Source organism: Effusibacillus pohliae DSM 22757 (genome assembly GCF_000376225.1).
GTDB classification, from domain to species: domain Bacteria; phylum Bacillota; class Bacilli; order Tumebacillales; family Effusibacillaceae; genus Effusibacillus; species Effusibacillus pohliae.
This window is the reverse complement of the sequence record NZ_AQXL01000134.1, coordinates 45,334-67,338: the sequence shown is the minus strand read 5'-3', so window position 1 is coordinate 67,338 and position 22,005 is coordinate 45,334. Positions and strand designations below refer to the sequence as shown.

Here is a 22,005-nt window from a genome sequence, read left to right as displayed (position 1 = left end):
CTCCCCCGCCGGTCAAAACATCAGATGTTCCAGGCCGTAGACGAGACCGGTCAATTCCATCACTTTTTTGGCCGCCAGCGCGACGCCCGGCATAAACGACTCGCGGCTGATCGAATCGTGGCGGATCGTCAATGTTTGACCGACCCCGCCGAAAATCACTTCCTGATGGGCCACATAGCCCGGCAGCCGTACCGAATGGATCCGCATGCCGTCAAAATCGGCCCCGCGCGCCCCGGCCAGCTTTTCTTCCTCGTCCGGATGTCCCTGCCGCACGCTTTGCCGCTCGGCAGCGATCATCTCCGCCGTCTTCAGCGCGGTGCCGGAAGGAGCGTCCAACTTTTGATCATGGTGCAACTCGATAATTTCCACATGCGGCAGATAGCGGGCCGCCATCGCCGCAAACTTCATCATCAGGATGGCGCCAATCGCAAAATTGGGTGCCACGATGCCGCCGATCCCTTTTTCCCGTAGAATCCGGTCCCACGCCAGCAAATCATCCTGCGACATGCCCGTCGTGCCGACAACAGGTCGCACTCCGTACTCAAGCGCCGTGTACACATTGTCGCGAACGGCGGCCGGATTGGTAAAGTCGATCATGACATCGGCGTTCGATTGCACCAGACATTCGCCCAACCGGTTTGCAAACGGAACTCCGATGTCACCCAGCCCCAGCACGCTGCCAACGTCCACTTGATGCAGTGTGCGATCAACGGCGCCGGCCAGCTCTAGCTGCGGATCGTTCAGCACCGTCTTCACCACTTCTCTGCCCATGCGGCCCTTGGCGCCAACCACTACCACGCGAATTTTTCCGTTCGATTCTGTCATATGTACACTCTCCCGCAAAATTTTGCTTGTCAATCATCTTTGCGAGTCCACCGGTCGGCGTCCCGCGTCCGAAACTTGTGCATGACCGCCCGGTGCGCCTGTTCCAGGTCGATGTCGAGCGAATTCGCCAGGCACGTCAGGCAATACAGCACATCTCCGATTTCCTCTGCGATGCTGCCGTTCGCTTCCGTCGCCTTTTTCTTTTTCTCGCCAAACCGATGGCTGACCTCTCGCGCCAGCTCGCCCAGTTCTTCCGTCAGCCGGACGATCAGGCTCATCGGCGGAAAATAACCCTCTTTAAACTGCGAGATATACTCGTCCACCTCCTGCTGCATGGCGGACAGGGTCAATTTTTCCATATTGTGACGCCTCCTTCCGCTTTATCAACATTCCACCACAAGAAGGAAGAATAAACAAGCCCAAGCCGAATATGAATTTACGGAATAGGTAGTCCTGCGCTCATGCACCCACGGGGTACAAGTCGTGTCACGGCATTATGGGTTCCCGCCAAAGTGCTTGTCACTTTGGTGGGGGGAGCATTGCTGCCGGATCACGCTATGCACCAAAATGGCACAAGTCGTGTCACGGCAGCAAAGCTGCCGGATCACGCTATGCACCAAAATGGCACAAGTCGTGTCACGGCAGCAAAGCTGCCGGATCACGCTATGAAACAGAAAAGGAGTTGTGCTTATGCCTGGATCACCGAAACGCTCTGCGACAACACTATTGGCGCTTGTCGTCGTGTTTCTCACGCTTTCGCTCGTTCTCTATCCAGAGCAGGCGTTTGAAGCCAGCGTGACGGGAATGAAACTGTTTTGGGATTCTGTCTTCCCTGCGCTGCTGCCGTTTTTTATCCTGTCGGAGATCATGCTTGGCGTTGGTGTCGTACACGCACTGGGCATCCTGCTGGAACCGCTGATGCGGCCGCTGTTCAGCGTGCCGGGTGTCGGAGCGTTTGCCCTGTCAATGGGGCTGGCGGCCGGCTACCCGATGGATGCGGTGATCACCGCCAAGTTTCGCAAAAATAAAATGTGCAGCCGCGTCGAGGGGGAACGGCTGCTGGCGTTCACCAACACCGCCGATCCGTTGTTTATGTTTGGCGCAGTCGCGGTCGGTATGTTGCGCAACCCCGGGATCGGCATGCTGCTGGCAATCGCTCACTATATCGGAGCATTTTGCGTCGGCATTTTGTACAAACTCTACGGACGCGACCAGGAGCATGTGGAACAGGACACCCGGCTGCAGCCAATCCGCGGCAATCTGTTTGCCCGCGCCTACCGGGAAATGATCCGTGCCCGCGCCGAGGACGGCCGCTCATTGGGGAAACTGTTAGGCGACGCGATCAATGACTCCATCAAAACGTCGCTGATGATCTGCGGCTTTATCATGTTCTTCGCCGTGGTGATCAAAGTGTTGACGGTCGCCGGCGTGATTCCGCTGCTCGCCCTGCCGCTGGTCGGCCTGTTCAAGCTGATCGGGATTGACAGTTCGCTGGTCAACCCGTTTTTGGCAGGGATCGTTGAAATCGACATCGGTTCGGCCCAGACTGCCGCCGCGCACGCTCCGCTGATCCAACAATTATTGATCATTTCCTTTATCATCGCGTGGAGCGGACTGTCGGTGCATGCGCAGATCGCCTCCGTTCTGACTGGCACCGACATCCGTTTTACTCCCTATATCGTCGCGCGGTTTATTCACGGCGTGATCGCGGCCGTCGCGACCGTCGTTCTGTTCCATTTGGGAGTCGGCCAAACGGCCGCCAGCGTGATGGCGCCGCTCGTTCCCTCTCCGTTGGCGGTGGACATCGCGGAACCGAGTCTGGCGGCCAAATGGCTCGCCGCACTCGGTTCATTGAAGAATTGGCTGCTGCTGATCAGCGGCCTGACCGGATTGTCCGTTCTCATCTACCTGACCAGACGGATGAAAATCATCTTTTTCCGCATCCGCATGAACAACAAGTAAGTCAATGACCCATCCAGGCATCTGGACTGTTGAGCCCACTCAACAGTCTTTTTTTAGCGAAGCACGAATATCCAGAACAAAGCGGCTGCCAGGAACCGGTAATAGGCGAACGGGGTTAACTTGACCCGTTCCAGCAGTTTCAGAAACGAAACGACAGCCAGCAGCGCAACGAGAAACGAGACGGCGAACCCGATCGCAAAAAAATCGAGATCGGCAATCGACAGATCCTTGTAACTTTTCAGCAGGTCATAGCCGCTCGCGGCCACCATCATCGGAATTGCGATCAAAAAGGAAAAATCGGCCGCCGCCTTGTGGCTCGCCCCCGTCAGCAAACCGCCGGCGATCGTCGCGCCGGAGCGGGAAAATCCGGGCCACAGCGCCAAACATTGTGCGAGTCCTATGGAAAACGCCTGGCCATAGCTGAGATCGTCGATCTCCCGCGCCCGCACGCGCCGCTGCCATTTTTCCGCTGCAATCATGAAAATCCCGCCGGCCACCAGCCCGATCAGCACCGTCTTTGGCGAGAACAGATAGGTTTTGATCGCTTTGTGGAACAAAAGCCCCAAGATCATCGCCGGCAGGATCGCCAGCAGCACGTGCAGCAGGTTGAGTTGCGAGCGGAACCGGGAACGGTCGCGCCGCAATCCCAGCAGTTGCAGAATCCGCCGCCAGTACAGCACGGCGACCGCCAGGATCGCCCCCAACTGAATCACGATTTCAAACGTCGCGGCTTTCGGTCCTTCAAAATGCAGCAGGTCTCCCGTTAAAATCAAATGGCCCGTCGACGAGACCGGTAAAAATTCGGTCAGTCCTTCGACGATCCCTTGAATCACAGCAATCCAATAGTCATGCATGTCGGTGACTCCTCTCCTACCACTTGCCGAGAAATTGTACGATCAGAATCCCGGCTCCCAGTATCCAACCGTAAATCGAAAACACTTCCAGCGTGCCCCGCTGCAAAATCGCCAGCATCCATTTGACAACTCCCAACACGACCGCCTTCGCAAGCTCTTCTATCCGTCCCCTCCGCCTCGAAAATCACTCACTCCCCCATTATACATGGTCTTTCCGCGGATAGACATGCTTTTTCCGTCATGTACATAAACATATCATGCGAGGGGGAAACCGCACCATGGATCAAAAGACAGTTCGACAAGCGCTGCAAATCGGGTTCACATACATCGGCACGGTCGTTGGGGCCGGTTTTGCCTCCGGTCAGGAAATCCTGAAATTTTTCAGCATGTACGGGGATTGGGCGTATGTGGCGATTCCCGTCAGCACGTTTTTGTTCGGTTGGGTGGGCATCAAAATGCTGCTTTTGGGGGCGCGGCTGAAAGCAAACTCCTACCGGCAGCTGACCGCCTTCCTGTTCGGCGATCGTTTGGCGGCGGTGATCGACCTGTTTATGATGGTCATGTTGTTCGGCGTCACCGTCGCGATGCTCGCCGGCGTCGGCGCCCTGTTCCAGGAAAATCTGCGGATCCCGTTTCAACTGGGCGTGCTGTTCACAATGGCGGTCACCTACGTTACGATCCGCCGCGGCATGCAGGGGATCCTAACGGCCAATTCGATCATCGTTCCGGTCATGATTTGCCTGATTTGTCTGATTTTCATAAAAACAGCCGTCACTTCGCCCGGACCGTCCGCATGGACACAAATCCCCCACCGTTCCTGGGCGTGGCTGGCATCCGCCGTGTCGTACGCCGCTTTTAATCTGGGGCTGGCGGTGTCCGTATTGGTGCCGATGGGCAATGAAATCCAGGACCGCAAGTCGCTGATCGCGGGCGGTTGGATCGGTGCGATCGGCCTGGGCAGCATGTTGCTCGGGGCGCATTACGCCATGTCTGTCAGGATGCCCGACATACTGCACTACGAGGTGCCGATGGCGCATATCACATCCGCCTACGGGCTCGCTTTGCAAATCTTGTTCATTCTCGCGCTGTGGGGGGAAATCTTCAGTACGCTGATCGCCAACGTGTACGGATTGAGCAGTCAATTGACCCCGCCTCGCTATCCGCTGAACGGATCGTTGATCACCGTCCTGATTTTGACAGCCGCCTTTTTCGTCAGCCAGATCGGCTTCTCGAATATCGTCACGTACCTCTACCCGGTGTTCGGTTATCTGAGCTTCCTGCTGCTCGTCCTGCTGATCTGGCCACGGGAACTGTACCCGCCGGAGTGAGTTCCTGCTGTGTAGGTCGACGCATTTTCGGGCCCCCAGGCAAGCAGCCGGAATCGGCTTCGAAGTTTGACGTCACTATCTTCTGGCAGCTTCTGTTGTCCGACGCCTGCCAACTATGGTAAAGTAATACCGGATAATCGGGTCCCCGGCCCGCTGCTGGTTTTCGATTTTGACTGCCGAGGAGGGCTCACCCATCGAACAAACGGTGTTGGATTTGATCAGTGTCTACGGCTATATCGCCCTGTTCCTAAGCCTCGTGTTCGGCATCGTCGGCTTACCGATCCCGGATGAAGTGATCATGACCTACGTCGGTTTTCTCGTGTCGCAAGGCACGATGCGGTTCTCGTTCGCGCTCTCTGTCGCGTTTCTCGGATCGGCCGTCGGCATGACGATCTCCTATCTGCTGGGCAGGGGGTTCGGGTTTCCCTTGATCCGCAAATACGGCCATCGCGTCGGCATCAAACAATCGCACTGGGAACGGGTGCAGGTTTGGTATCAAAAATTCGGCCCGTTTGTCCTCATGATCGGCTATTTCCTGCCGGGCATCCGGCACGTCACCGCTTTTTCCGCGGGTGCCAGCCGAATGCGGTTCTGGCGGTTCGCATTGTATGCATACAGCGGCGGTTTCATTTGGGCATCGACGTTCATTTCGCTCGGACGCCTGTTGGGCGAGCATTGGAACTTGTTGTTTGTCTTCCTGCACCGTTACGGCATATGGGTATTGGCAGGCGCTGTCCTTGTCCTGGCCTGGATCGTGCTGGTCCGCTATAAAAAAAAACTTCCTGAACCGGACCGGAAAGGAATCGACCATGCGTGAACTGAAAAACTGGATCAGCATTCTGGCGGGCTCCGCCATTCTATCGTTTGGGATCAACAACTTCATCATCCAAAATCAGTTGGCGGAAGGCGGTTTTTTCGGCATCTCGCTGCTGCTCCTGTACGCGTTTCATTTAAAATTCGGCTATTCCTTCCTGCTGCTGAACGTCCCGTTGTTTTATATCGGGTACCGCATGTTCGGACGCCGCTTTCTTGTCAAAACGTTCGCCGGGGTTGCGCTGGTATCGCTGTTTTCGCTCGTGATTCCCGAGAATATCACGCCCCCCTTGCCAAACGACAAACTGCTCGCCGCCCTTTACGGCGGCGTGGTGAACGGGATCGGCCTCGGACTGATTTTCCGATCTGGCGCCACCACCGGCGGTTCGGACATCATCGCCCGGATTGTCAACTACAAATGGGGCTATTCCATCGGCCGCACCCTGTTTGCGATCGACATCCTGGTGATATCGATCATCGCCGTGCTGCAAGGCATGATGATCGCGATGTACTCGCTGGTCGCCCTGTTTATCGCGGCGAAAGTGATCGATGTGGTGATCGAGGGGGTGGCCACCAGCAAATCGGCGATGATTATTTCCGACAGGACGCACGAGATCGCCAAGGCGATCCACGATCAACTGGAACGGGGCACCACCCTGCTGAAAGGCCGCGGCGGCTACACAGGCCAGGACAAAGAGGTGCTCTATTGCGTCGTCTCCCGGGAAGAAATCATCAAGGTGCAGCAGATCGTGCACGACATCGATCCGCAGGCGTTTGTAATCGTCACCGATGTGCACGACGTATTGGGCGAAGGCTTCTCGCCGCTGGTCAAACAACCGGAGTAGGACAAGCTGCGGAGCGGCCCTGAGAACGAAAAACCCACGCCAATCTGAAAAGCAGCCGACCGGCAGCATGCTGCCGCCGATCGGCTGTTGTTTTTACGCAAAAGATGATCTGACTGTTACGAAACGGGCGGCCGCTTCATGCACATCCACAGTGCCAGCGCGATCGTAAACAGACTCAGCAGTACGGTGAAGACGGCGATTTCCGGCACAAACCGGTCATCCTCCAGGTAGGGATGCACGCCAAACCCATAGTCGAACAAATCGTTCAGCAAAAGCCACGCCGCCCCCCACCACACATGGTGCGGCCGGAACCGGTAAGCGAACCGGTAAAGCAGCACTTCGACCGCCATCCCGGCATGCAACAAAATCAGCATGATGTTGGCAGGTGCAATGAACCGGTCCGCCACTCCGTAAAGCAACAGAACGGCCACACACCAGACCCCGTACTTGAAGGAAGTCATCACCGCCATCATCTCCAGCACCGGAGATGATCTGCGAAACAGCCACAACAGAATGACGATCGTGAAAAACAAAGAGGATGTCGGCGAATCGGGCACAAATGGCCACAACAGCGGCGGCGTGTTCAACAACTGGTTTCTGTACCAGTAATAGCCGTATACCGTCCCCAGCAAATTGATCCAAAACAACATCCATAAGAAACGCCTGTCAACGAACAAATCACGCAGGTACCGCAAAACGATCATCTCCCGTCCTCCCTCCGTCACGGTTCAACATGAAAAACGCTCGCCAGCAAGCAAAAAACTGGCCATCGCGGGCCAGTTTTTTGTCTTGTTACTTCTGCTTTTGTTTCGCCAGCCATTCGGCCATTTTCTTCGCTTGGTCTCCCTGCAGCAGACCGGGAGGCATGCCGCCTGGTTTCCCGTTTTTGATGATCTCTTCGATCTGTTCGGCCGAGTATTTGTTCCCGACACCAAGCAGAGCCGGACCGACTTGGCCTTTCAGGTCAGCACCGTGGCAGGCAGCACATGTTTGCGAGAACTGTTTGTACATCGGATCGTTCTGATCGACGATCGCCGTGTCTTTCGGCAGCTCCACCTTCTTCTTCGGCGGGTTCTTGGCGAGCGCCGCCTCATGCTGAGTATGAGCTTCATATGTAAGCCAGCCCATGAAAACGATCGCAAGCACCATCGACCAGGTAGCGATCGGACGCTTGAAAGGATGACGGGCTTTCCGCCGGTCCAGCCAGGGAGCAAGCATCAGCAGCAGCGTGGCAATCAGCGGAATCACGACGGTCCCCAACCAGATATAATCCCCCGGGATGTATTTCAGGAGCTGGTAAAGGAACAGGAAATACCAGTCGGGAACCGGAATGAACGACGTGTCGGTCGGGTCGGCCACCGACTGCAACTCAACCGGGTTAAAGATGATCCAGATGATGAAAGCGACGAGCACGACCGAACCGACGATCCATTCTTTCAGCAAAAAGTTTGGAAAAAACGGCTCCGTCCCGTCATGCGGCATGTCCTTCGGGCGACGGTAACGGGGTACGCCGGGAATTCGTTCTTTGTCATGACCAGCCATTGAAGAGCAACCTCCTTTGAATTTGTCGGGAAAATCGGATTCTTATAGCGGACCCGAGATACCTTGCTTCCGGATCATAAAGAAATGCAATCCCAACAGCACAAGGAGGGCTGCAGGCAAGAAGAACACGTGGATCGCGAAGAATCGGGTCAATGTCGTCGCGCCCAGATCCGCTCCGCCTATCAGCAAAATCTGAATATACTTCCCGATGAAAGGAACGGAACCGGCGATTTTCGCACCGACCGCCGTCGCCCAGTACGCTTTCTGGTCCCACGGCAGCAGGTACCCGGTGAAGCCGAATCCCATCACAACCATGAAAATCAGAACGCCAACCACCCAGTTCAATTCGCGCGGGGCTTTGTAAGAACCGGTGAAAAACACGCGCAGCATATGCAAGAACATCATGATGATGACAAGACTGGCACCCCAGAAGTGCATGCCGCGGACGATGTTGCCGAGCATCACTTCATCCGTGATATATTTCACAGACTTGTAAGCATTGATGATGTCCGGTACATAGTACATCGCCAGAAACATGCCGGAGATGATTTGCGTAGTGATAATCAAAAAGGTCAAACCGCCAAAGCAATAAATGAATGCGGACATCTTGTTCGCCGGATTGACGTGTGCCGGAACCTCGTGGTCCGCGATGTCCCGCCAGATCGGGGTCACGCCCAACCGTTCGTCGATCCAATCGTATGTCTTTTTCAGCATCTGTCAGACCCCTCCTGTTCCTATGCCTTTCGTTCGCTTTTCGGCCCGAGCAGCACCTTGCCGCCCTCGATCTTAACCTCAAACACGTCGAGCGGACGGGTCGCCGGAACCCCCGGTTTCGGCCGGCCATACTTGTCAAACACCGAATCATGGCACGGACAATGGAAGAACCATTCGCCATCTTTCGGCGGCACAGGATTTCCTGCCGTATCTGTCGAGCCGTTCACCTGGCAACCGAGATGGGTGCAGATCGGGGACATCGCCAGCCATTTGCCGTCTTCCCGCTTGATGATCCAGGCGCTCAGCTTGGCGTCCGATTCGTACCAGCCGTCTTTTTTATGGACGGTGAATTCCACCTTCTTCGGCAGATCGCTCGAGAAATCCGTCTCTTTTCCCACTTCGACAAAGTTCGCTTCGCCCGCCCGCTTCAACGGGTCGACGGTAAACGGAATCAACGGAGCCACGATCGATGCTGTCATAAAAGCACCGGTCCCGCCCAGCGCATAGGTCAAAAATTGGCGGCGGGTGAGTCCGTCTTTGCCTTTTCGTTCATCACTCATCCTGGTAACCTCCCTGCCTTCGGACAAAAAAAATGATTCGTCTGGTTCGAGCCGTTTCGACACCCTGAAATGTACGTATTCATCTTACAGCCTGCCCTATAGAGTGTCAAGCCAACTTGTGCTAAATTTCTCAAGCGTCCGCCGTGCCACCGTGGCAACTCTACTAGCAGTATACCCAAATTTTGAAAACGCCGTCATTCCTCTCTTGAGCTTGTTCACAAAAATGTCGATTTTACCGGCTCCAGAGCGGGATAATCTGCTGGACCAACGCGTCCGCGGTCGCCTCGTCCGGCTCTGCAAGCAACGCCAGCACCTGAAATCCCTGCTGTTCCAGTTGATCCCATGCTTTTGCGATTGCGTCGCCGGAAGTGTCCGCTGAATGCAGCAGCACAAGCTTGGTCAGTCCCCGCTCTTTGTAGGGAAGCAGCAGGTGATACAAGTAATCGGCCAACACATTCTGCGGCATGCCGGACTCGCCGGCTTGTCCGGTTGTGTGAACCGCTTCCGGCAACAAAAACACCCTGCCGGTGAGCCGCCGCTCGATCTCAGCAGCGATCTGGCGAACCCACAGCAGGTCTCGCGCGAATGGCTCACCTGCTTGTTCGCTGCCGACGGCGCAGACAGGAAGCAGCAGCGTGTCTACGTACGGTTTCAGTTCCGCAAATTTTTCGACTGACAATTCAACCAAACGCATCTCGTTTCCTCCCGGCTGTACGTTGTGCTTCGCTTATTATACAAAAAAGAACCGGGCTTAGCCCAGTTCTTCGATTTGCTTCAATTCGTTTGTCAGTTTCAGAAACTGCTCCTTATCTCGTGCATCCAACGCCCGGTCGATCTGTTCGTAGAGCTTCGACAGCCGATAGATTTTGACCGCCTGATCGAGGATCAGCTCGGCTTGCAGGCTGACCAGCGCGTCCGTTTCCTTCGCTTCTTCCTGCGGATTGGTTTCCAACACCGCTGCATATTCGGGCGAAACGCTCCTGTCCTTGAAGAAAAGTCCTATATAGATATCCTCATGCGGATTGTTGTGAATATCGAGAAACGCTTTCTCCACGTCAGAGGTAACACGCCGGTTCTTATAAAACTTGAACGGTGTCATCTGCACGCATTTGGTGGAAATCAGGATCGTCTTCGGCAGATTCTTGAAATTGTCAATAAAATGGACGCGTTCCAGAATGTGGTCGTTTGACGCAATGTACTGCAACAGCCACTCCGCTTCCCTGTTCTGCAGTTCGTATTTCTCCAAAAACCATTTGATAAAATACTTCTTTTCCGCACCGTTGATAACTTCGCCCACCGCCGTTCCCTCCTTTTACAGAATAATACATGAGAGATAGACAGCAACAACAACCGCAACTTCAATCCTGCCCCGAATCGTAGGAATATTCTTTGCAACATTATATTCGGCACGGCGCTGATGATTTCCTTTTTTTCCGCCATAAAGTTTTTGCAAAATTTTAGATTTTGACGCCGCAACTTGCACAGATAAACGGGGCGTATCTTTATTTTACCAGAAGGACCTGCCGGAAACCTAGAGGGGAACGCAGGAAAAAAACGACGGAACCGGGCAGTGTGCCAGTCTGCCGGTTCCGTAGTCTTGTGATTGGCTGTATGCAGTTAGAGGCCGGGGACTGTCTCCTCGCTCCACCGCTCGATCATCCGTTTCACATTGCGGGGAAGCAGATTGCCGGAATGGCGGTCGAGAAAACCGAGAATCCGGTCTGTGGACCAGCCGTTTTGCAGGCCACGCCGGACGCTCGCTTTCGTCAGCCGGTAAATCCGCATCATGTCTGCCCGCACCAGTTCGCTGAACTGGCTCAGTTCCCAGGCCAGTTTGCCCGCTTCGGAGGCCGGCAGCAACACGTCAAAATTCGGCTGTACAATCAACGGTGCAGAATCGGCAAGAACCGGTTCCGGTTCGTCCGCCGGAAGTTCTTCCAACAAAATTTCCCGGCCCAGATCGGACAGCCTCATGACATCCCTGCCATCGGGCAATTTGCCGAACCAGAGCAGGCCGAGGTAGACCAGCATTTGATAAATCCGCATTTCCATCACCTGCTGCTGACTGTCGTAATAGTAACAGTTCACATACGGAGAGATCAGTTGGTTGACCGATTCTTTCGTCGTCCAGCGGTTCCGGGTGGCGGAAGCAATCGTACTGACGGCCAAAGCGAGGCGGGGAATCGGCCGCCTGTACAACAATCGCCAAAATTTTACCATATCGTACAATTTTTGCTTGTCTGGCTGCCGCAACCACGGTTCCACCTTGTCGGTAAGCGCGAGCAATCCCTCTTCCAGCTCCTCGATCAGCCCACGCCCGTAACAGTAATCGTAAATCAAGGCGAACCGATCCGGATAGTCGTGAAACCGCCTGCCGTACCCGAACCGCCAGCCGGTGTTGAGCAGGTCTTCCCGGATTTCCATGCTGTCCAGCAAAAGCAGCAGCTGCCGTTTGTAAATGACGCCATCCTGCGTGATTTTCACATCGTGGTTGTTGATGAAAGCGATCAATTGCATCGCGTCGCGGACGATCGCCAACTGGTCGTCCCGGTAGACAACCGGCGGCGACTCGATTTGCTCGACCCGCTTCTGCAACTCCTCTGTGATGTACTCCTTCATTGTCTGCAGCAGGTCTTCCGGCAGGTAGTAAGCGCTTTTTCCCCCTTGGCTGCCCAGCCGGTAGAGCCAACCGTCCCGCAGCAATTGGCTGACCAGGCGTTGATGCTGGTCGGACGCATCGCCCGTCGCCCGTTTGATGATGGCCGCCAGATCTTCCCGCGAGAACGATTTCCGCCTGTCCAACGTCAATTGCTGCAACGTTTCCCTGTATGCGCGGCTGTCTAGGCCGGCCAATGTTTCACGGATAAATGTCCGGTTGCGAAAATGGGCCATGATCGTCTGCATCAGCGAGTTTTTCGAACTGCGATGGCAGTCGAAGCCGTGTCGTTCGGCGATGTTTCTGAGCGTATCAATATCGGATGAATTCAGGCATTCGCTTAACCTCATCGGTTATCCTCCCCTTGCCGCAACCATTTTTCCGCGTCAATCGTTTTGTACTCGTAGCCCTGTTCCACCAGGAACAGCTGCCGGTGCAGCGCCCGCTCCTGCTCGCAGGTTTGTTTGGTGACAAGCGAATAGAAGCGGGAGGGTCGGCCATCGGCGTTTGGGCGCAACAGCCTTCCCAGCCGCTGCGCTTCTTCCTGCCGCGAGCCGAACGATCCCGACACCTGGATCGCGACGTTTGCGTTCGGCAGGTCGATCGCGATGTTCGCCACTTTCGACACGACCAATACGGAGATGGCGCCTTCCCGAAATTGTTGAAACAACGCTACCCGCTTGCGCGAATCGGTCTGCCCGGTGATCAATGGGGCGTTCAAGTCGCGGGCAATCCGTTTCAGTTGTTCCACATAATGCCCGATGATCAGTACCCGATCCTCCGCATGCGACCGCAACAGCGATCGGATCACCCGGAGTTTCAGCGGATTTTCCGCCGCAATCCGGTATTTTTGCCGATCTGGCGAGGACAGGTAGCGAATGCGCGTCGCCTCATCCGCCGGCACACCGATTTCATAACAGGCGGTTTCCGCAATCCAGCCTTGCTGCTCCAACTGCTTCCACGGTATGTCAAAGACACGCGGGCCGATCATCGAAAAGACTTCTGCCTCCGCTCCGTCTTCCCGCACCAATGTCGCGGTCAAGCCCAGCCGCCGCGTGCTTTGCAGCTCCGCCGTCAGCCGAAACACGGGGGCCGGCAGCAAGTGCACCTCGTCGTAGATGATTAGCCCCCAACCGCCCTGGTTCAATTTTTCGTAATGCGGATACCTGCCATTCCGCGTGTAGGTCAGCATCTGGTAGGTGGTGACAGTGATCGGTTTCACCTGCTTGCAGTCAGTGGTATATTCGCCCAGCGCACCGTCGGGAACCTCGCACTTATCGGCGATCTCCCGCATCCATTGCTGGACGGCCGCCACATTCGGCGTAAGAATCAGCGTATTCGCCCGGATGGCGGCCATCGCCGCCAATCCCACCACCGTCTTGCCGGCACCGCAAGGCAGCACGATCACTCCGGAGCCGGACGCCAAAAAAGCGCGAACCGCCTCCTCCTGATACGGCCGCAAACGAAAGCCGCCTGGCGGCTGGTCCGATTGACCCAGCCGGATCGGCAGCGGCGCCCCCTCGCTGTAGCCCACCAGATCCTTCACCGGGTAGCCGAGTTTCGCCAACACCCGTTTGATTTCGCCCCGCATCGCGGCCGGCACTTCCAAGCCTCCACCGGTCGCTTTCGCTATCATCTGACTGACTGCCGGATGCTGGCCGAGTTCCGCTAGCAGCGTCCGATCCCCCGTCAACAGCACTTTTTGGTTCCGTTTTTTCAGCACGAGACGACCGTACTTCTCCGTTTCTTCCACAATAAATTGCTGGACGTTCAAGGGAATCGGATAGCGGCTGTAAGCCCGCAGCGTGCCAAGAATCGATTCCGCCGTCAGGCCCGAGGTGGACGCGTTCCAGAGGGAAACGCGGCTGATTCGGTAGGAATGCACATGTTCGGGGCTTTTGATCAGTTCGGAAAACGGCAGAATCGCATCCCGCACCGTTTTGAACGTCGGGTCGTTCACTTCCAGCAGCAGCGTCCTGTCGCTTTGCACGATCAACGGTTTGCCGGTTGCCAAGCGTACCTCACCCTTCTGCAAATTGGCTAAAATTAGTATTTGTCCGGAACGGAATTTTAATCAAGGAAAATGCCGAGTTGATCGTCCATGATCAAACAAGAAAAGAACCGCCGCACGGCGGTCCTTCCAATCCGATCGCTTGTTATTCCCTTCGCATCCGGGTGGTTTTGAGATCTTTCAGTTCGTCAAAATACATCCAGACACCCGTTAGATAACACACACACAACAGGACGGCCCCAATCAGATCGACCCATTTTCCGTAAAATCCGACCAGAATCATTGGGTGGGTAACGATCGACAACCAGCCGGACAGATAGGCGGACCAATAGGTATCCCAGGCGCTGCCAAACCCCCATTTGTAGATCACAAACAGAAACAGCGGAAGATGAATGAACCCCATCGCCCCGACAGCGATTTGCAAGCGGGAACGATCGGCCGGATAACCGGCTGCATGCCAATACCCGACGGCTCCCATGCTGAGTGCGGCGAATGTGCCGAGCAGCAGCGCCAACAGGTCACCGATGCGGGCCGCGGCTGGGGACGCGCCGAGAAATTTCCAGATGATATACGGCAAGCAGACGATTTTCAGGAAGATCCAGCAGCAGATCAACAACTGTGCGAACACTGCGTGCAGGATCAGTTTGCGGCTGACCACGTTCTCCCACCTCTTCTGCACAAGACAAGTTCTTCTATCATCTGTATGAACGAGGTCCGGTGGAAAGACCCGATGAAAATAAAAAAAGACCCGTCCAACCGGACGGGTAAAAATGATAGGAGTGGAGAGAAACCAGAACTCAAGCCTTGCATTTTTATCATATCGAACGACTGGTAGGTTTGTCAAGATTATCTCCATTATAAATGTTGATAAATTTTTCACAAATACAGCCTGACAAATGGTTCGTGTCAGGCTGTCGTCTGCTTGCACATCTGCTCAAATACTTGAAAATAGGTCGGGAACGTTTTGGAAACGCAGCCGGGGTCTTTGATTTTGACACCCCGGACGCGCAATCCGACCAAGGCGAAAGCCATCGCCATCCGGTGGTCATCGTAGGTATCGATCTCCGCCGGGACGATTTGTTCCGCCGGATGGATGCGCATGCCGTCTTCCCACTCTTCCACCTGTACGCCAAGCTTGCGCAGTTCGGTGACAACCGCATGAATCCGGTCCGTTTCCTTAATCCGTATGTGACCGATGTTGCGGATCGTCGTCGGAGTGGCCGCAAACGGGGCGACAACCGCCAGCGTCATCGTCGTATCGGACATCTCGTTCAAATCGACATCGATGCCTCGCAAGGGATGATCAAGGGACCGTTCCACCTCGATAAAATCGGCTCCCCAGCGAACGCGGCAGCCCATCTGCTGCAGCAAGTCGGCAAACTGGGCATCCCCTTGCAGGGATTCGCGCGACAGATGCAAAACGCGCACCCTGCCGCCAGCGATCGCCGGCGCGGCTACAAAATAGGAAGCACTGGAAGCGTCCGGTTCGATCACATATTCTCGTGCTTGATAGCGTTGCCCGCAGCGGACGCGGAACGAAGCATCGCCCGTGCGCTCCACCCCGACCCCGAATTGGGACATCATGCGGATCGTCATCTCGATATAAGGCGCCGATAGAAGTTCGCCCGCCACTTCGATGTCCACATCCTGCCCGGCGTAGGGAGCGGCCAACAGCAAAGCGGACAGGTATTGCGAGCTGCGGGTGCCGGGGATCGACACGTTGCCGCCTTTGATCCCGTTGGCCTCCACCAACACCGGCGGACAGCCGGTGCCCAACTCGGAACGAACGGAGACGCCAAGCGTCTGCAGTGCTTCGATCAAATCCTGGATGGGGCGTTCGCGCATCCGCTGAATTCCGTCGATTCGATAGGTTCCCTTGCCAAGCGAAACGAACGCGGTCAAAAAGCGGGCGGCCGTCCCGGCGTTGCCGACAAACAGGTCGACAGGCTCGTTTTGCTCCGGAATCAGTCCGCCTTTTCCTTCGACCAGCACCGTTTTTCGCTGTTCGTCAATCTCCAGGCAAAACCCCAATTTTTGCAGACAGCTCATAAAGTAGCGGCTGTCATCGCTGAACAGCATATTCCGCAACGTGCTGATCCCGTTCGCCAATGCGGCGATTGGCAGCGCCCGGTTGGAGATGCTTTTCGAACCCGGCACTTCCACCACCGCATTCAGCGGACGATTTACAGGGCGAATTTCGATCATGCTCGTTCCTCCTATTCCCGCACATGCACCTTATAACCGTGACCTTGCAGCAGACGCAGCGCTTCCTCCTGCTCCTGGTAAGAAGCAAAAGACAGCAGCAGCTGGCCGTTCACTTCCTCCCGGTTCTCCAGGATCCCGATGTTGCGCAAATTGATCTGGTGCTGGCCGAGCAGGCTAGCCACATGGCCGATGATGCCCGGTTTGTCTTCCACATCGATCGTCATCTCGTAATAATGGGTGGCGACGCCTTTCGCTTTCGCGGGCAGCGCGTCACGCCAATCGCGCGTCCTGACAAAAAAAGATTCGATTTCGCCAGCATCCCCCGCCTCCAGCAACTCGACAATCTGGCTGGTCCGCCGCAGCCAGTCCTTTAGCAAATCAAGCACCGGTTCCCGGTTTGTCAGCAGAATGTCCCGCCACATCACCGGGCTGCCGGACGCGATCCGCGTCACATCGCGGAATCCGCCCGCCGCCAGCCGGCTGTAGAGTGGGTTGTCCTGGCCCAGATCGGCCACCTGATCGACGAGCAGCGCAGCTACGACGTGCGGAATGTGGCTCACTGCCGCCACGATCCGGTCATGTTCCGCCGCATCCATCATCAGCACGCGTGCCCGAATCTGCTCGAACGTCCTGCGCAGCTTGTCTACCGCAAGCGGGTCACAAGCGGCATCGGGCGTCAGAATGTAGGCGGCATTCTCGAACAGCCGGGGGGTGGAGGCGGCGACGCCCGATTTTTCCGAACCGGCCATCGGATGGCCGCCAATAAACGTAACCCCTTCCGGCAGATGCGTCCGGGCGTATTCGCAAATTTCCCGTTTCGTGCTGGATACGTCTGTGATGATACAGCCTTTTTGCAACGGCAGCGCCGCCAGCCGTTCCAACTGGCGGATCGTTTGCAGCACGGGCACCGCAAGCACGATCAGGTCAGCGTCTCTTACAGCGTCCTCCAGATTTTCAAACGCTTCGTCAATAACCCCCAGGGCGAACGCTTTCTGCAATCCTGCCGCATCGACATCGACGCCTGCGATCCGCTTGACCATGCCGTGCGAACGGAAGGCCAGCGCCAGCGACCCTCCGATCAGCCCGCAGCCGACGATCACGATCTTGTTGTAGGAAATCATGCCCGCAACGGCTCCTTCAAGGCAGCGGCAAACTGCACCAGTTCGCCATACGCTCCGTCGATCTCCGCCTGATGGCCGCTGCCGATCGCTTCCGCCAGCCGTTCGATTTTCCGGACGATGGCGGAACCGACGATCACCCCATCGGCAAATTGCTTGATGTGGGCCGCTTGCTCGGGGGTACTGACACCAAATCCGACTGCCACCGGCAGCGTTGTGGCAGATCGCACGCTGGACACAAACTCCGGCAGCTCGGCGGAAAACCGGTCCCGCATGCCGGTGACGCCAAGCGAGGAAACGCAGTACACAAAGCCGCTCGCCGATTGCGCAATCCGTTCGATTCGCTGCCGGCTGGTCGGCGCCACCAACGGGATCAGATCGACACCGTATTTGGCCGCCGCCAGACGCGCTTCCCCACTCTCTTCATACGGCAGGTCCGGAATAATCACGCCGTCCGCCCCCGCCTCTTTCGCCGTTGCAAAAAATCGTTCCACTCCCCATTGGATCACCGGATTCACATACGTAAACAAAATCAGCGGTACGCCGACGCCCGATTGGCGCAATCGCGCCACCAATGCAAACGCGTCGACCATCCGCGTGCCCTGCTTAAGCGACCGCAAAGCGGCCGCCTGGATCACCGGTCCGTCAGCCAGCGGATCCGAATACGGGATGCCCAGTTCGATCAGATCCGCCCCTGCCGCTTCGAGATCGCGGACGATCCGCTCCGTCCACTCGAGACTGGGATCGCCTACGGTGACAAACGGAATCAGGGCGGTTTCCCCTTTTTCCTTTAATCTGTCAAAAACGGCTTGAATCCGGCTCATCGTTCCACCCCCAAATACCCCATGACGCTTTGCATGTCTTTATCGCCGCGGCCCGACAAGCAAATCACGATGCTGTAGTCGCTTGGCAGGCTCGGGGCCACCTTCAGCACATGCGCGACCGCATGGGCACTCTCCAGCGCCGGAATGATCCCCTCGACGCGGGCGAGCGTCTGCAACCCTGCGAGCGCCTCCCTGTCGGTGATCGACACGTATTGTGCGCGGCCTGTATCCGCCAGATGGGCGTGCTCCGGTCCGATTCCCGGATAGTCAAGCCCCGCCGAAATCGAATGGGCGGGCAGCACCTGCCCGTACTCATCCTGCAGCAACATGGTCAACGATCCGTGGATCACGCCGGGCCGTCCCTTGCTGATTGTTGCCGCATGCCGCTCCGTGTCAATCCCTTCACCAGCCGCTTCGACACCCGTCAGCTTGACCGGATCCTCGAGAAACGGATAAAAAATCCCCATCGCATTCGAACCGCCGCCGACACAAGCGACGATCTCGTCCGGCAAGCGGCCTTCTTTCGCAAGAAACTGCTCGCGCGTTTCATCGCCGATAATCCGTTGAAAATCGCGAACCATCATCGGATACGGATGCGGTCCCACCACCGATCCGATGATATAAAACGTATCTTCTACATGCTCCACCCAATGGCGGATCGCCTCATTGGTCGCGTCCTTCAGTGTGTGCGTGCCTGACGTGGCGGGCACCACTTCCGCTCCCAGAAGCTTCATGCGAAACACGTTCAACTCTTGCCGCCGAATGTCTTCTTCACCCATGAAGACGGTGCATTCCAATCCCAGCAAGGCGGCGACCGTCGCTGTTGCCACGCCGTGCTGTCCGGCTCCCGTCTCGGCGATCACCCGTTTTTTGCCGGTATATTTCGCTAGCAGTCCCTGCCCTAACGCGTTGTTGATCTTGTGCGCTCCCGTATGGTTCAAATCTTCCCGTTTCAAATAGATCTTCGCACCGCCCAGCTGCTTCGTCAAACGTTCCGCAAAATACAACGGGGTCGGGCGCCCCGAGTATTCAGTCAGCATCCGCGCCAGCTCCCGCTGGAACTGCGGATCCTGGCGGTAGTGGCAATACTCCTGCTCCAGTTGGTCGAGCGCATTCATCAGCGTTTCAGGCACGAACTTCCCGCCGTATTTTCCGAAACGCCCTTTTTCATCCGGTAGCATCCGTCTCTCTCCCTCACTCTTTCGATAAACCGCTTGATCTTGTCCGCATCTTTCGCGCCGTTCGATTCCACGCCGGATGATACATCGACTCCATCCGGACGGTATTCGTCAACGAGTTCCCCGACATTGTCAACCGTCAGCCCGCCGGCCACAAAAATCGGAACATCCGGCAGCCATTCGCGAAACCGGGCGATCCCGCGCCACGGGAACGTCCTGCCGGTGCCCCCCGCCGCCCCCGGATGATAGGTGTCCAGCAAGACGGCGTCCACCGCTCCCCGATAGTACCGAATCTGTGCATCTGCTTCATCGAACCGCACAGGCCAAGCTTTCCACACCAGCTTGCCGGTCTGTTCCTTCAGTTCGCGGCACAACGCAGGCGATTCGGCGCCGTGCAGCTGGAATCCATCCAATGCTGCCGCTTTCCCGGCTGCCAGCAAAGATTCGAGCGATTCGTCGACAAACACGCCAATCCGTCTGGGAGCCGCTAGCCCGTGTGTCAGTTCCCCCACTTGCTCCGGTGGCACTTGCCGTTTGCTCCTGGCAAACACAAAGCCGATAAAATCGGCTCCGGCCTCTGCCGCCGCCCGCACAGCTTCCCGCGTCTGCAGCCCGCATATCTTGATCCGGGTCATACCTCAATCTTCCTGCCCAACAAGCGGTTGACCGCGGACAGGATATCGTCCGACCGCATCAGCGACTCGCCGACCAAGATCGCACCGGCTCCCGCCTGTTTCACGAACTGCACATCCTGATAGGTAAAAATTCCGCTTTCCGAAACGAGGAAGCTGCCCGCGGGCAGATCGGCAGCCACGTCGGCGGTCGTTTGCAAATCGACGTCAAATGTCCGCAGATCCCGGTTGTTGACACCGATCAAGCCCGCCCCTGACGCGAGCGCCGCTTGCAATTCGGCCCGGTCGTGCACTTCGACCAGCGCGTCCATCCCCAATGCCTCCGCCAGTTCCCGAAACCGCCGCAACTGCTCCGTGGTTAGAATCGCAGCGATCAGCAAAATCGCATCGGCTCCCAGCAGGCGCGCCTCATAGATTTGATATTGATCGATGATAAAGTCTTTCCGCAAGAGCGGCAGCGACACCGATTGGCGAATCTCTGCCAGATACGAAGGGCTGCCCTGGAAAAATTGGACATCGGTCAGCACGGAAATCGCAGTGGCTCCCGCCGCCTCATACTGCCTGGCGATTTGCACCGGATGGAAGTCCGGGCGAATCACCCCTTTCGAGGGAGACGCCTTTTTCACCTCAGCGATCAGGGCGACAGCGTCCCGGCAGGCGCGAAGCGAGTTCGCAAAGCCGCGAGCGGGCGGCAATTCCGAGATTGCCCGCTCCGCCTGCCGCAGATCGATAGTTTGCTGTAACGCGGCCACCTCTTGCCGCTTGACAGCGACGATCCGGTCGAGAATCATCTACGCCAACTCCTTCACAAACCGGTTGGAAACCTCCACCAGCCGTTCGAATGTCAACCGGGCCCTGCCGGAATCGATCAGCGATTGCGCCAACTGGACCCCTTCCTGCAAGGAAGCTGTTTTGCCCGCCACATAGAGGCTGGCAGCCGCATTCAGCACCACGATGTCCCGCGTGGCTCCCGTTTCGCCGTTCAACACACGGCGGACGATCAACGCGTTCGTTTCCGGGCCACCGCCGACGATCGCTTCCAGCGGATACACCGGCAAGCCAAACTGTTCCGGGTGGATTTCGTACAATTCGACCTTTCCGCTTTTCAGTTCGGCAACCTGGGTAGGTCCTGTCACCGTAATTTCATCCAAGCCGTCCGAACCGTGCACGACCATCACATGTTCCGCTCCCAAGGCGTGCAGCACCCGCGCCATTTTTTCCAGCAACCCGCCGGAAAACGTGCCGATCACCTGCCGCCTGGCGCCAGCCGGGTTGGTCAGCGGGCCGAGGATGTTGAACACCGTCTTGAACCCCAGTTCCCGCCGCGGCCCCACCGCGTGCTTCATCGACTGGTGATAGAGAGGGGCGAACATAAAGCAGATGCCCGCCTGTTCCAGACAAATCCTGGCCTGATACGGATTCAGCTCGATATTCACGCCGAGCGCTTGCAAAACGTCCGCGCTGCCAGATTTGCCCGACATCGCCCGGTTCCCGTGTTTCGCGATCGGCACGCCGGCCGCTGCCGTCACAATAGCCGCCGCTGTAGAAATGTTGAACTTCGGAATCCCGCTCCCGCCGGTTCCACAGGTGTCGAGGATTCCTTCCACACCGGTGATGACAGGCGTCGCGTGCTTGCGCATGCTGCGGACCAGGCCGGTGATCTCCTCGACCGTTTCGCCTTTCACCCGCATCGCCGTCAAGAAACTGGCGATCTGCACCGGCGTCGCCTGGCCCTGCATAATCTGATCCATCACCTGCTCCGCTTCCGCGTCCGTCAAATCGCAGCCGGCGATCAACTTCTCCAACACTGCTCTCATAAATCTCCGCTCTCCTCTCAACTGGCCTGAACTCGCTCAAAAAGCTTCTTGTCAGAGCTCACCAGGAAGCAGCAGCCGCTGATGCCGAACAGCCTTTTTTGACCGTCCCGCCGTTAAAAGA

23 protein-coding genes are annotated in these 22,005 nt (G+C 56.8%); 4 read left to right on the top strand and 19 right to left on the bottom strand.

Going from position 1 to position 22,005, the window contains the following annotated elements; genetic code table 11:
- Positions 1 to 12: 12 nt before the first annotated feature.
- Complete coding sequence (gene dapB, locus C230_RS0117080) at positions 13 to 825, bottom strand: 4-hydroxy-tetrahydrodipicolinate reductase (protein WP_018133275.1); 813 nt, start codon at positions 823 to 825, stop codon at positions 13 to 15.
- A gap of 29 nt (positions 826 to 854) precedes the next feature.
- A complete protein-coding gene (locus C230_RS0117075) occupies positions 855 to 1,184 on the bottom strand; it encodes a nucleotide pyrophosphohydrolase (protein ID WP_018133274.1) in 330 nt (109 codons plus the stop codon).
- Positions 1,185 to 1,515: 331 nt separating this feature from the next.
- On the opposite strand from C230_RS0117075, the gene ylbJ reads away from it, so the two are divergent.
- Complete coding sequence (gene ylbJ / locus C230_RS0117070; RefSeq protein WP_018133273.1) at positions 1,516 to 2,787, top strand: sporulation integral membrane protein YlbJ; 1,272 nt, start codon at positions 1,516 to 1,518, stop codon at positions 2,785 to 2,787.
- Positions 2,788 to 2,840: 53 nt separating this feature from the next.
- On the opposite strand, the gene bacA is transcribed toward ylbJ, so the two are convergent.
- Positions 2,841 to 3,641 (bottom strand): undecaprenyl-diphosphate phosphatase, encoded by an 801-nt coding sequence (gene bacA / locus C230_RS0117065; RefSeq protein WP_018133272.1) that lies wholly within the window; start codon positions 3,639 to 3,641, stop codon positions 2,841 to 2,843.
- A gap of 278 nt (positions 3,642 to 3,919) precedes the next feature.
- Between bacA and C230_RS0117055 the strand changes: the two genes are divergently transcribed.
- The 3 genes from C230_RS0117055 (at position 3,920) to C230_RS0117045 (ending at position 6,627) form a co-directional block, all read left to right on the top strand.
- A complete protein-coding gene (locus C230_RS0117055) occupies positions 3,920 to 4,969 on the top strand; it encodes a YkvI family membrane protein (protein WP_018133270.1) in 1,050 nt (349 codons plus the stop codon).
- 169 nt (positions 4,970 to 5,138) lie between these two features.
- On the top strand, positions 5,139 to 5,786 hold the full coding sequence (locus C230_RS0117050) for a DedA family protein (RefSeq protein WP_245534008.1): 648 nt from the start codon (positions 5,139 to 5,141) through the stop codon (positions 5,784 to 5,786).
- On the top strand, positions 5,779 to 6,627 hold the full coding sequence (locus C230_RS0117045; RefSeq protein WP_018133268.1) for a YitT family protein: 849 nt from the start codon (positions 5,779 to 5,781) through the stop codon (positions 6,625 to 6,627). Before C230_RS0117050 ends, C230_RS0117045 begins: the two co-directional genes overlap by 8 nt.
- 116 nt (positions 6,628 to 6,743) lie before the next feature.
- On the opposite strand, the gene C230_RS0117040 is transcribed toward C230_RS0117045, so the two are convergent.
- The 16 genes from C230_RS0117040 to trpD all read right to left on the bottom strand — a co-directional run bounded on the left by C230_RS0117040 (position 6,744) and on the right by trpD (position 21,884).
- Complete coding sequence (locus tag C230_RS0117040; RefSeq protein ID WP_018133267.1) at positions 6,744 to 7,331, bottom strand: DUF1405 domain-containing protein; 588 nt, start codon at positions 7,329 to 7,331, stop codon at positions 6,744 to 6,746.
- A gap of 88 nt (positions 7,332 to 7,419) precedes the next feature.
- A complete protein-coding gene (locus C230_RS0117035; protein WP_018133266.1) occupies positions 7,420 to 8,169 on the bottom strand; it encodes a menaquinol-cytochrome c reductase cytochrome b/c subunit in 750 nt (249 codons plus the stop codon).
- A 42-nt stretch (positions 8,170 to 8,211) separates the two neighbouring features.
- Complete coding sequence (qcrB, locus tag C230_RS0117030; RefSeq protein WP_018133265.1) at positions 8,212 to 8,883, bottom strand: menaquinol-cytochrome c reductase cytochrome b subunit; 672 nt, start codon at positions 8,881 to 8,883, stop codon at positions 8,212 to 8,214.
- A 20-nt stretch (positions 8,884 to 8,903) separates the two neighbouring features.
- Complete coding sequence (locus tag C230_RS0117025) at positions 8,904 to 9,443, bottom strand: ubiquinol-cytochrome c reductase iron-sulfur subunit (protein WP_018133264.1); 540 nt, start codon at positions 9,441 to 9,443, stop codon at positions 8,904 to 8,906.
- A gap of 232 nt (positions 9,444 to 9,675) precedes the next feature.
- Positions 9,676 to 10,137, bottom strand: a complete 462-nt coding sequence (locus C230_RS0117020; RefSeq protein ID WP_018133263.1) for a DUF2487 family protein — start codon at positions 10,135 to 10,137, stop codon at positions 9,676 to 9,678.
- 57 nt (positions 10,138 to 10,194) lie between these two features.
- Positions 10,195 to 10,740 (bottom strand): ReoY family proteolytic degradation factor, encoded by a 546-nt coding sequence (locus C230_RS0117015; protein WP_018133262.1) that lies wholly within the window; start codon positions 10,738 to 10,740, stop codon positions 10,195 to 10,197.
- A gap of 320 nt (positions 10,741 to 11,060) precedes the next feature.
- Positions 11,061 to 12,449, bottom strand: a complete 1,389-nt coding sequence (locus C230_RS0117010) for a helicase-associated domain-containing protein (RefSeq protein ID WP_018133261.1) — start codon at positions 12,447 to 12,449, stop codon at positions 11,061 to 11,063.
- On the bottom strand, positions 12,446 to 14,113 hold the full coding sequence (locus C230_RS0117005) for a DNA repair helicase XPB (protein ID WP_018133260.1): 1,668 nt from the start codon (positions 14,111 to 14,113) through the stop codon (positions 12,446 to 12,448). Before C230_RS0117005 ends, C230_RS0117010 begins: the two co-directional genes overlap by 4 nt.
- Positions 14,114 to 14,255: 142 nt before the next feature.
- A complete protein-coding gene (locus tag C230_RS0117000; RefSeq protein WP_156807501.1) occupies positions 14,256 to 14,789 on the bottom strand; it encodes a hypothetical protein in 534 nt (177 codons plus the stop codon).
- A 227-nt stretch (positions 14,790 to 15,016) separates the two neighbouring features.
- Positions 15,017 to 16,315, bottom strand: coding sequence for a 3-phosphoshikimate 1-carboxyvinyltransferase (aroA, locus tag C230_RS0116995; protein WP_018133258.1), 1,299 nt, complete (start codon positions 16,313 to 16,315; stop codon positions 15,017 to 15,019).
- An 11-nt stretch (positions 16,316 to 16,326) separates the two neighbouring features.
- Positions 16,327 to 17,436, bottom strand: coding sequence for a prephenate dehydrogenase (locus tag C230_RS0116990; protein ID WP_018133257.1), 1,110 nt, complete (start codon positions 17,434 to 17,436; stop codon positions 16,327 to 16,329).
- On the bottom strand, positions 17,433 to 18,257 hold the full coding sequence (trpA, locus tag C230_RS20870; RefSeq protein ID WP_018133256.1) for a tryptophan synthase subunit alpha: 825 nt from the start codon (positions 18,255 to 18,257) through the stop codon (positions 17,433 to 17,435). The genes C230_RS0116990 and trpA overlap by 4 nt, the downstream gene beginning before the upstream one ends.
- Positions 18,254 to 19,438: a tryptophan synthase subunit beta gene (gene trpB / locus C230_RS0116980; RefSeq protein ID WP_018133255.1), complete on the bottom strand. Its 1,185-nt coding sequence runs from the start codon at positions 19,436 to 19,438 to the stop codon at positions 18,254 to 18,256. The genes trpA and trpB overlap by 4 nt, the downstream gene beginning before the upstream one ends.
- Complete coding sequence (locus C230_RS20865; protein WP_018133254.1) at positions 19,375 to 20,070, bottom strand: phosphoribosylanthranilate isomerase; 696 nt, start codon at positions 20,068 to 20,070, stop codon at positions 19,375 to 19,377. The genes trpB and C230_RS20865 overlap by 64 nt, the downstream gene beginning before the upstream one ends.
- Positions 20,067 to 20,858 (bottom strand): indole-3-glycerol phosphate synthase TrpC, encoded by a 792-nt coding sequence (gene trpC / locus C230_RS0116970; protein WP_018133253.1) that lies wholly within the window; start codon positions 20,856 to 20,858, stop codon positions 20,067 to 20,069. The genes C230_RS20865 and trpC overlap by 4 nt, the downstream gene beginning before the upstream one ends.
- On the bottom strand, positions 20,859 to 21,884 hold the full coding sequence (trpD, locus tag C230_RS0116965) for an anthranilate phosphoribosyltransferase (protein ID WP_018133252.1): 1,026 nt from the start codon (positions 21,882 to 21,884) through the stop codon (positions 20,859 to 20,861).
- Between the last annotated feature and the right edge of the window lie 121 nt (positions 21,885 to 22,005).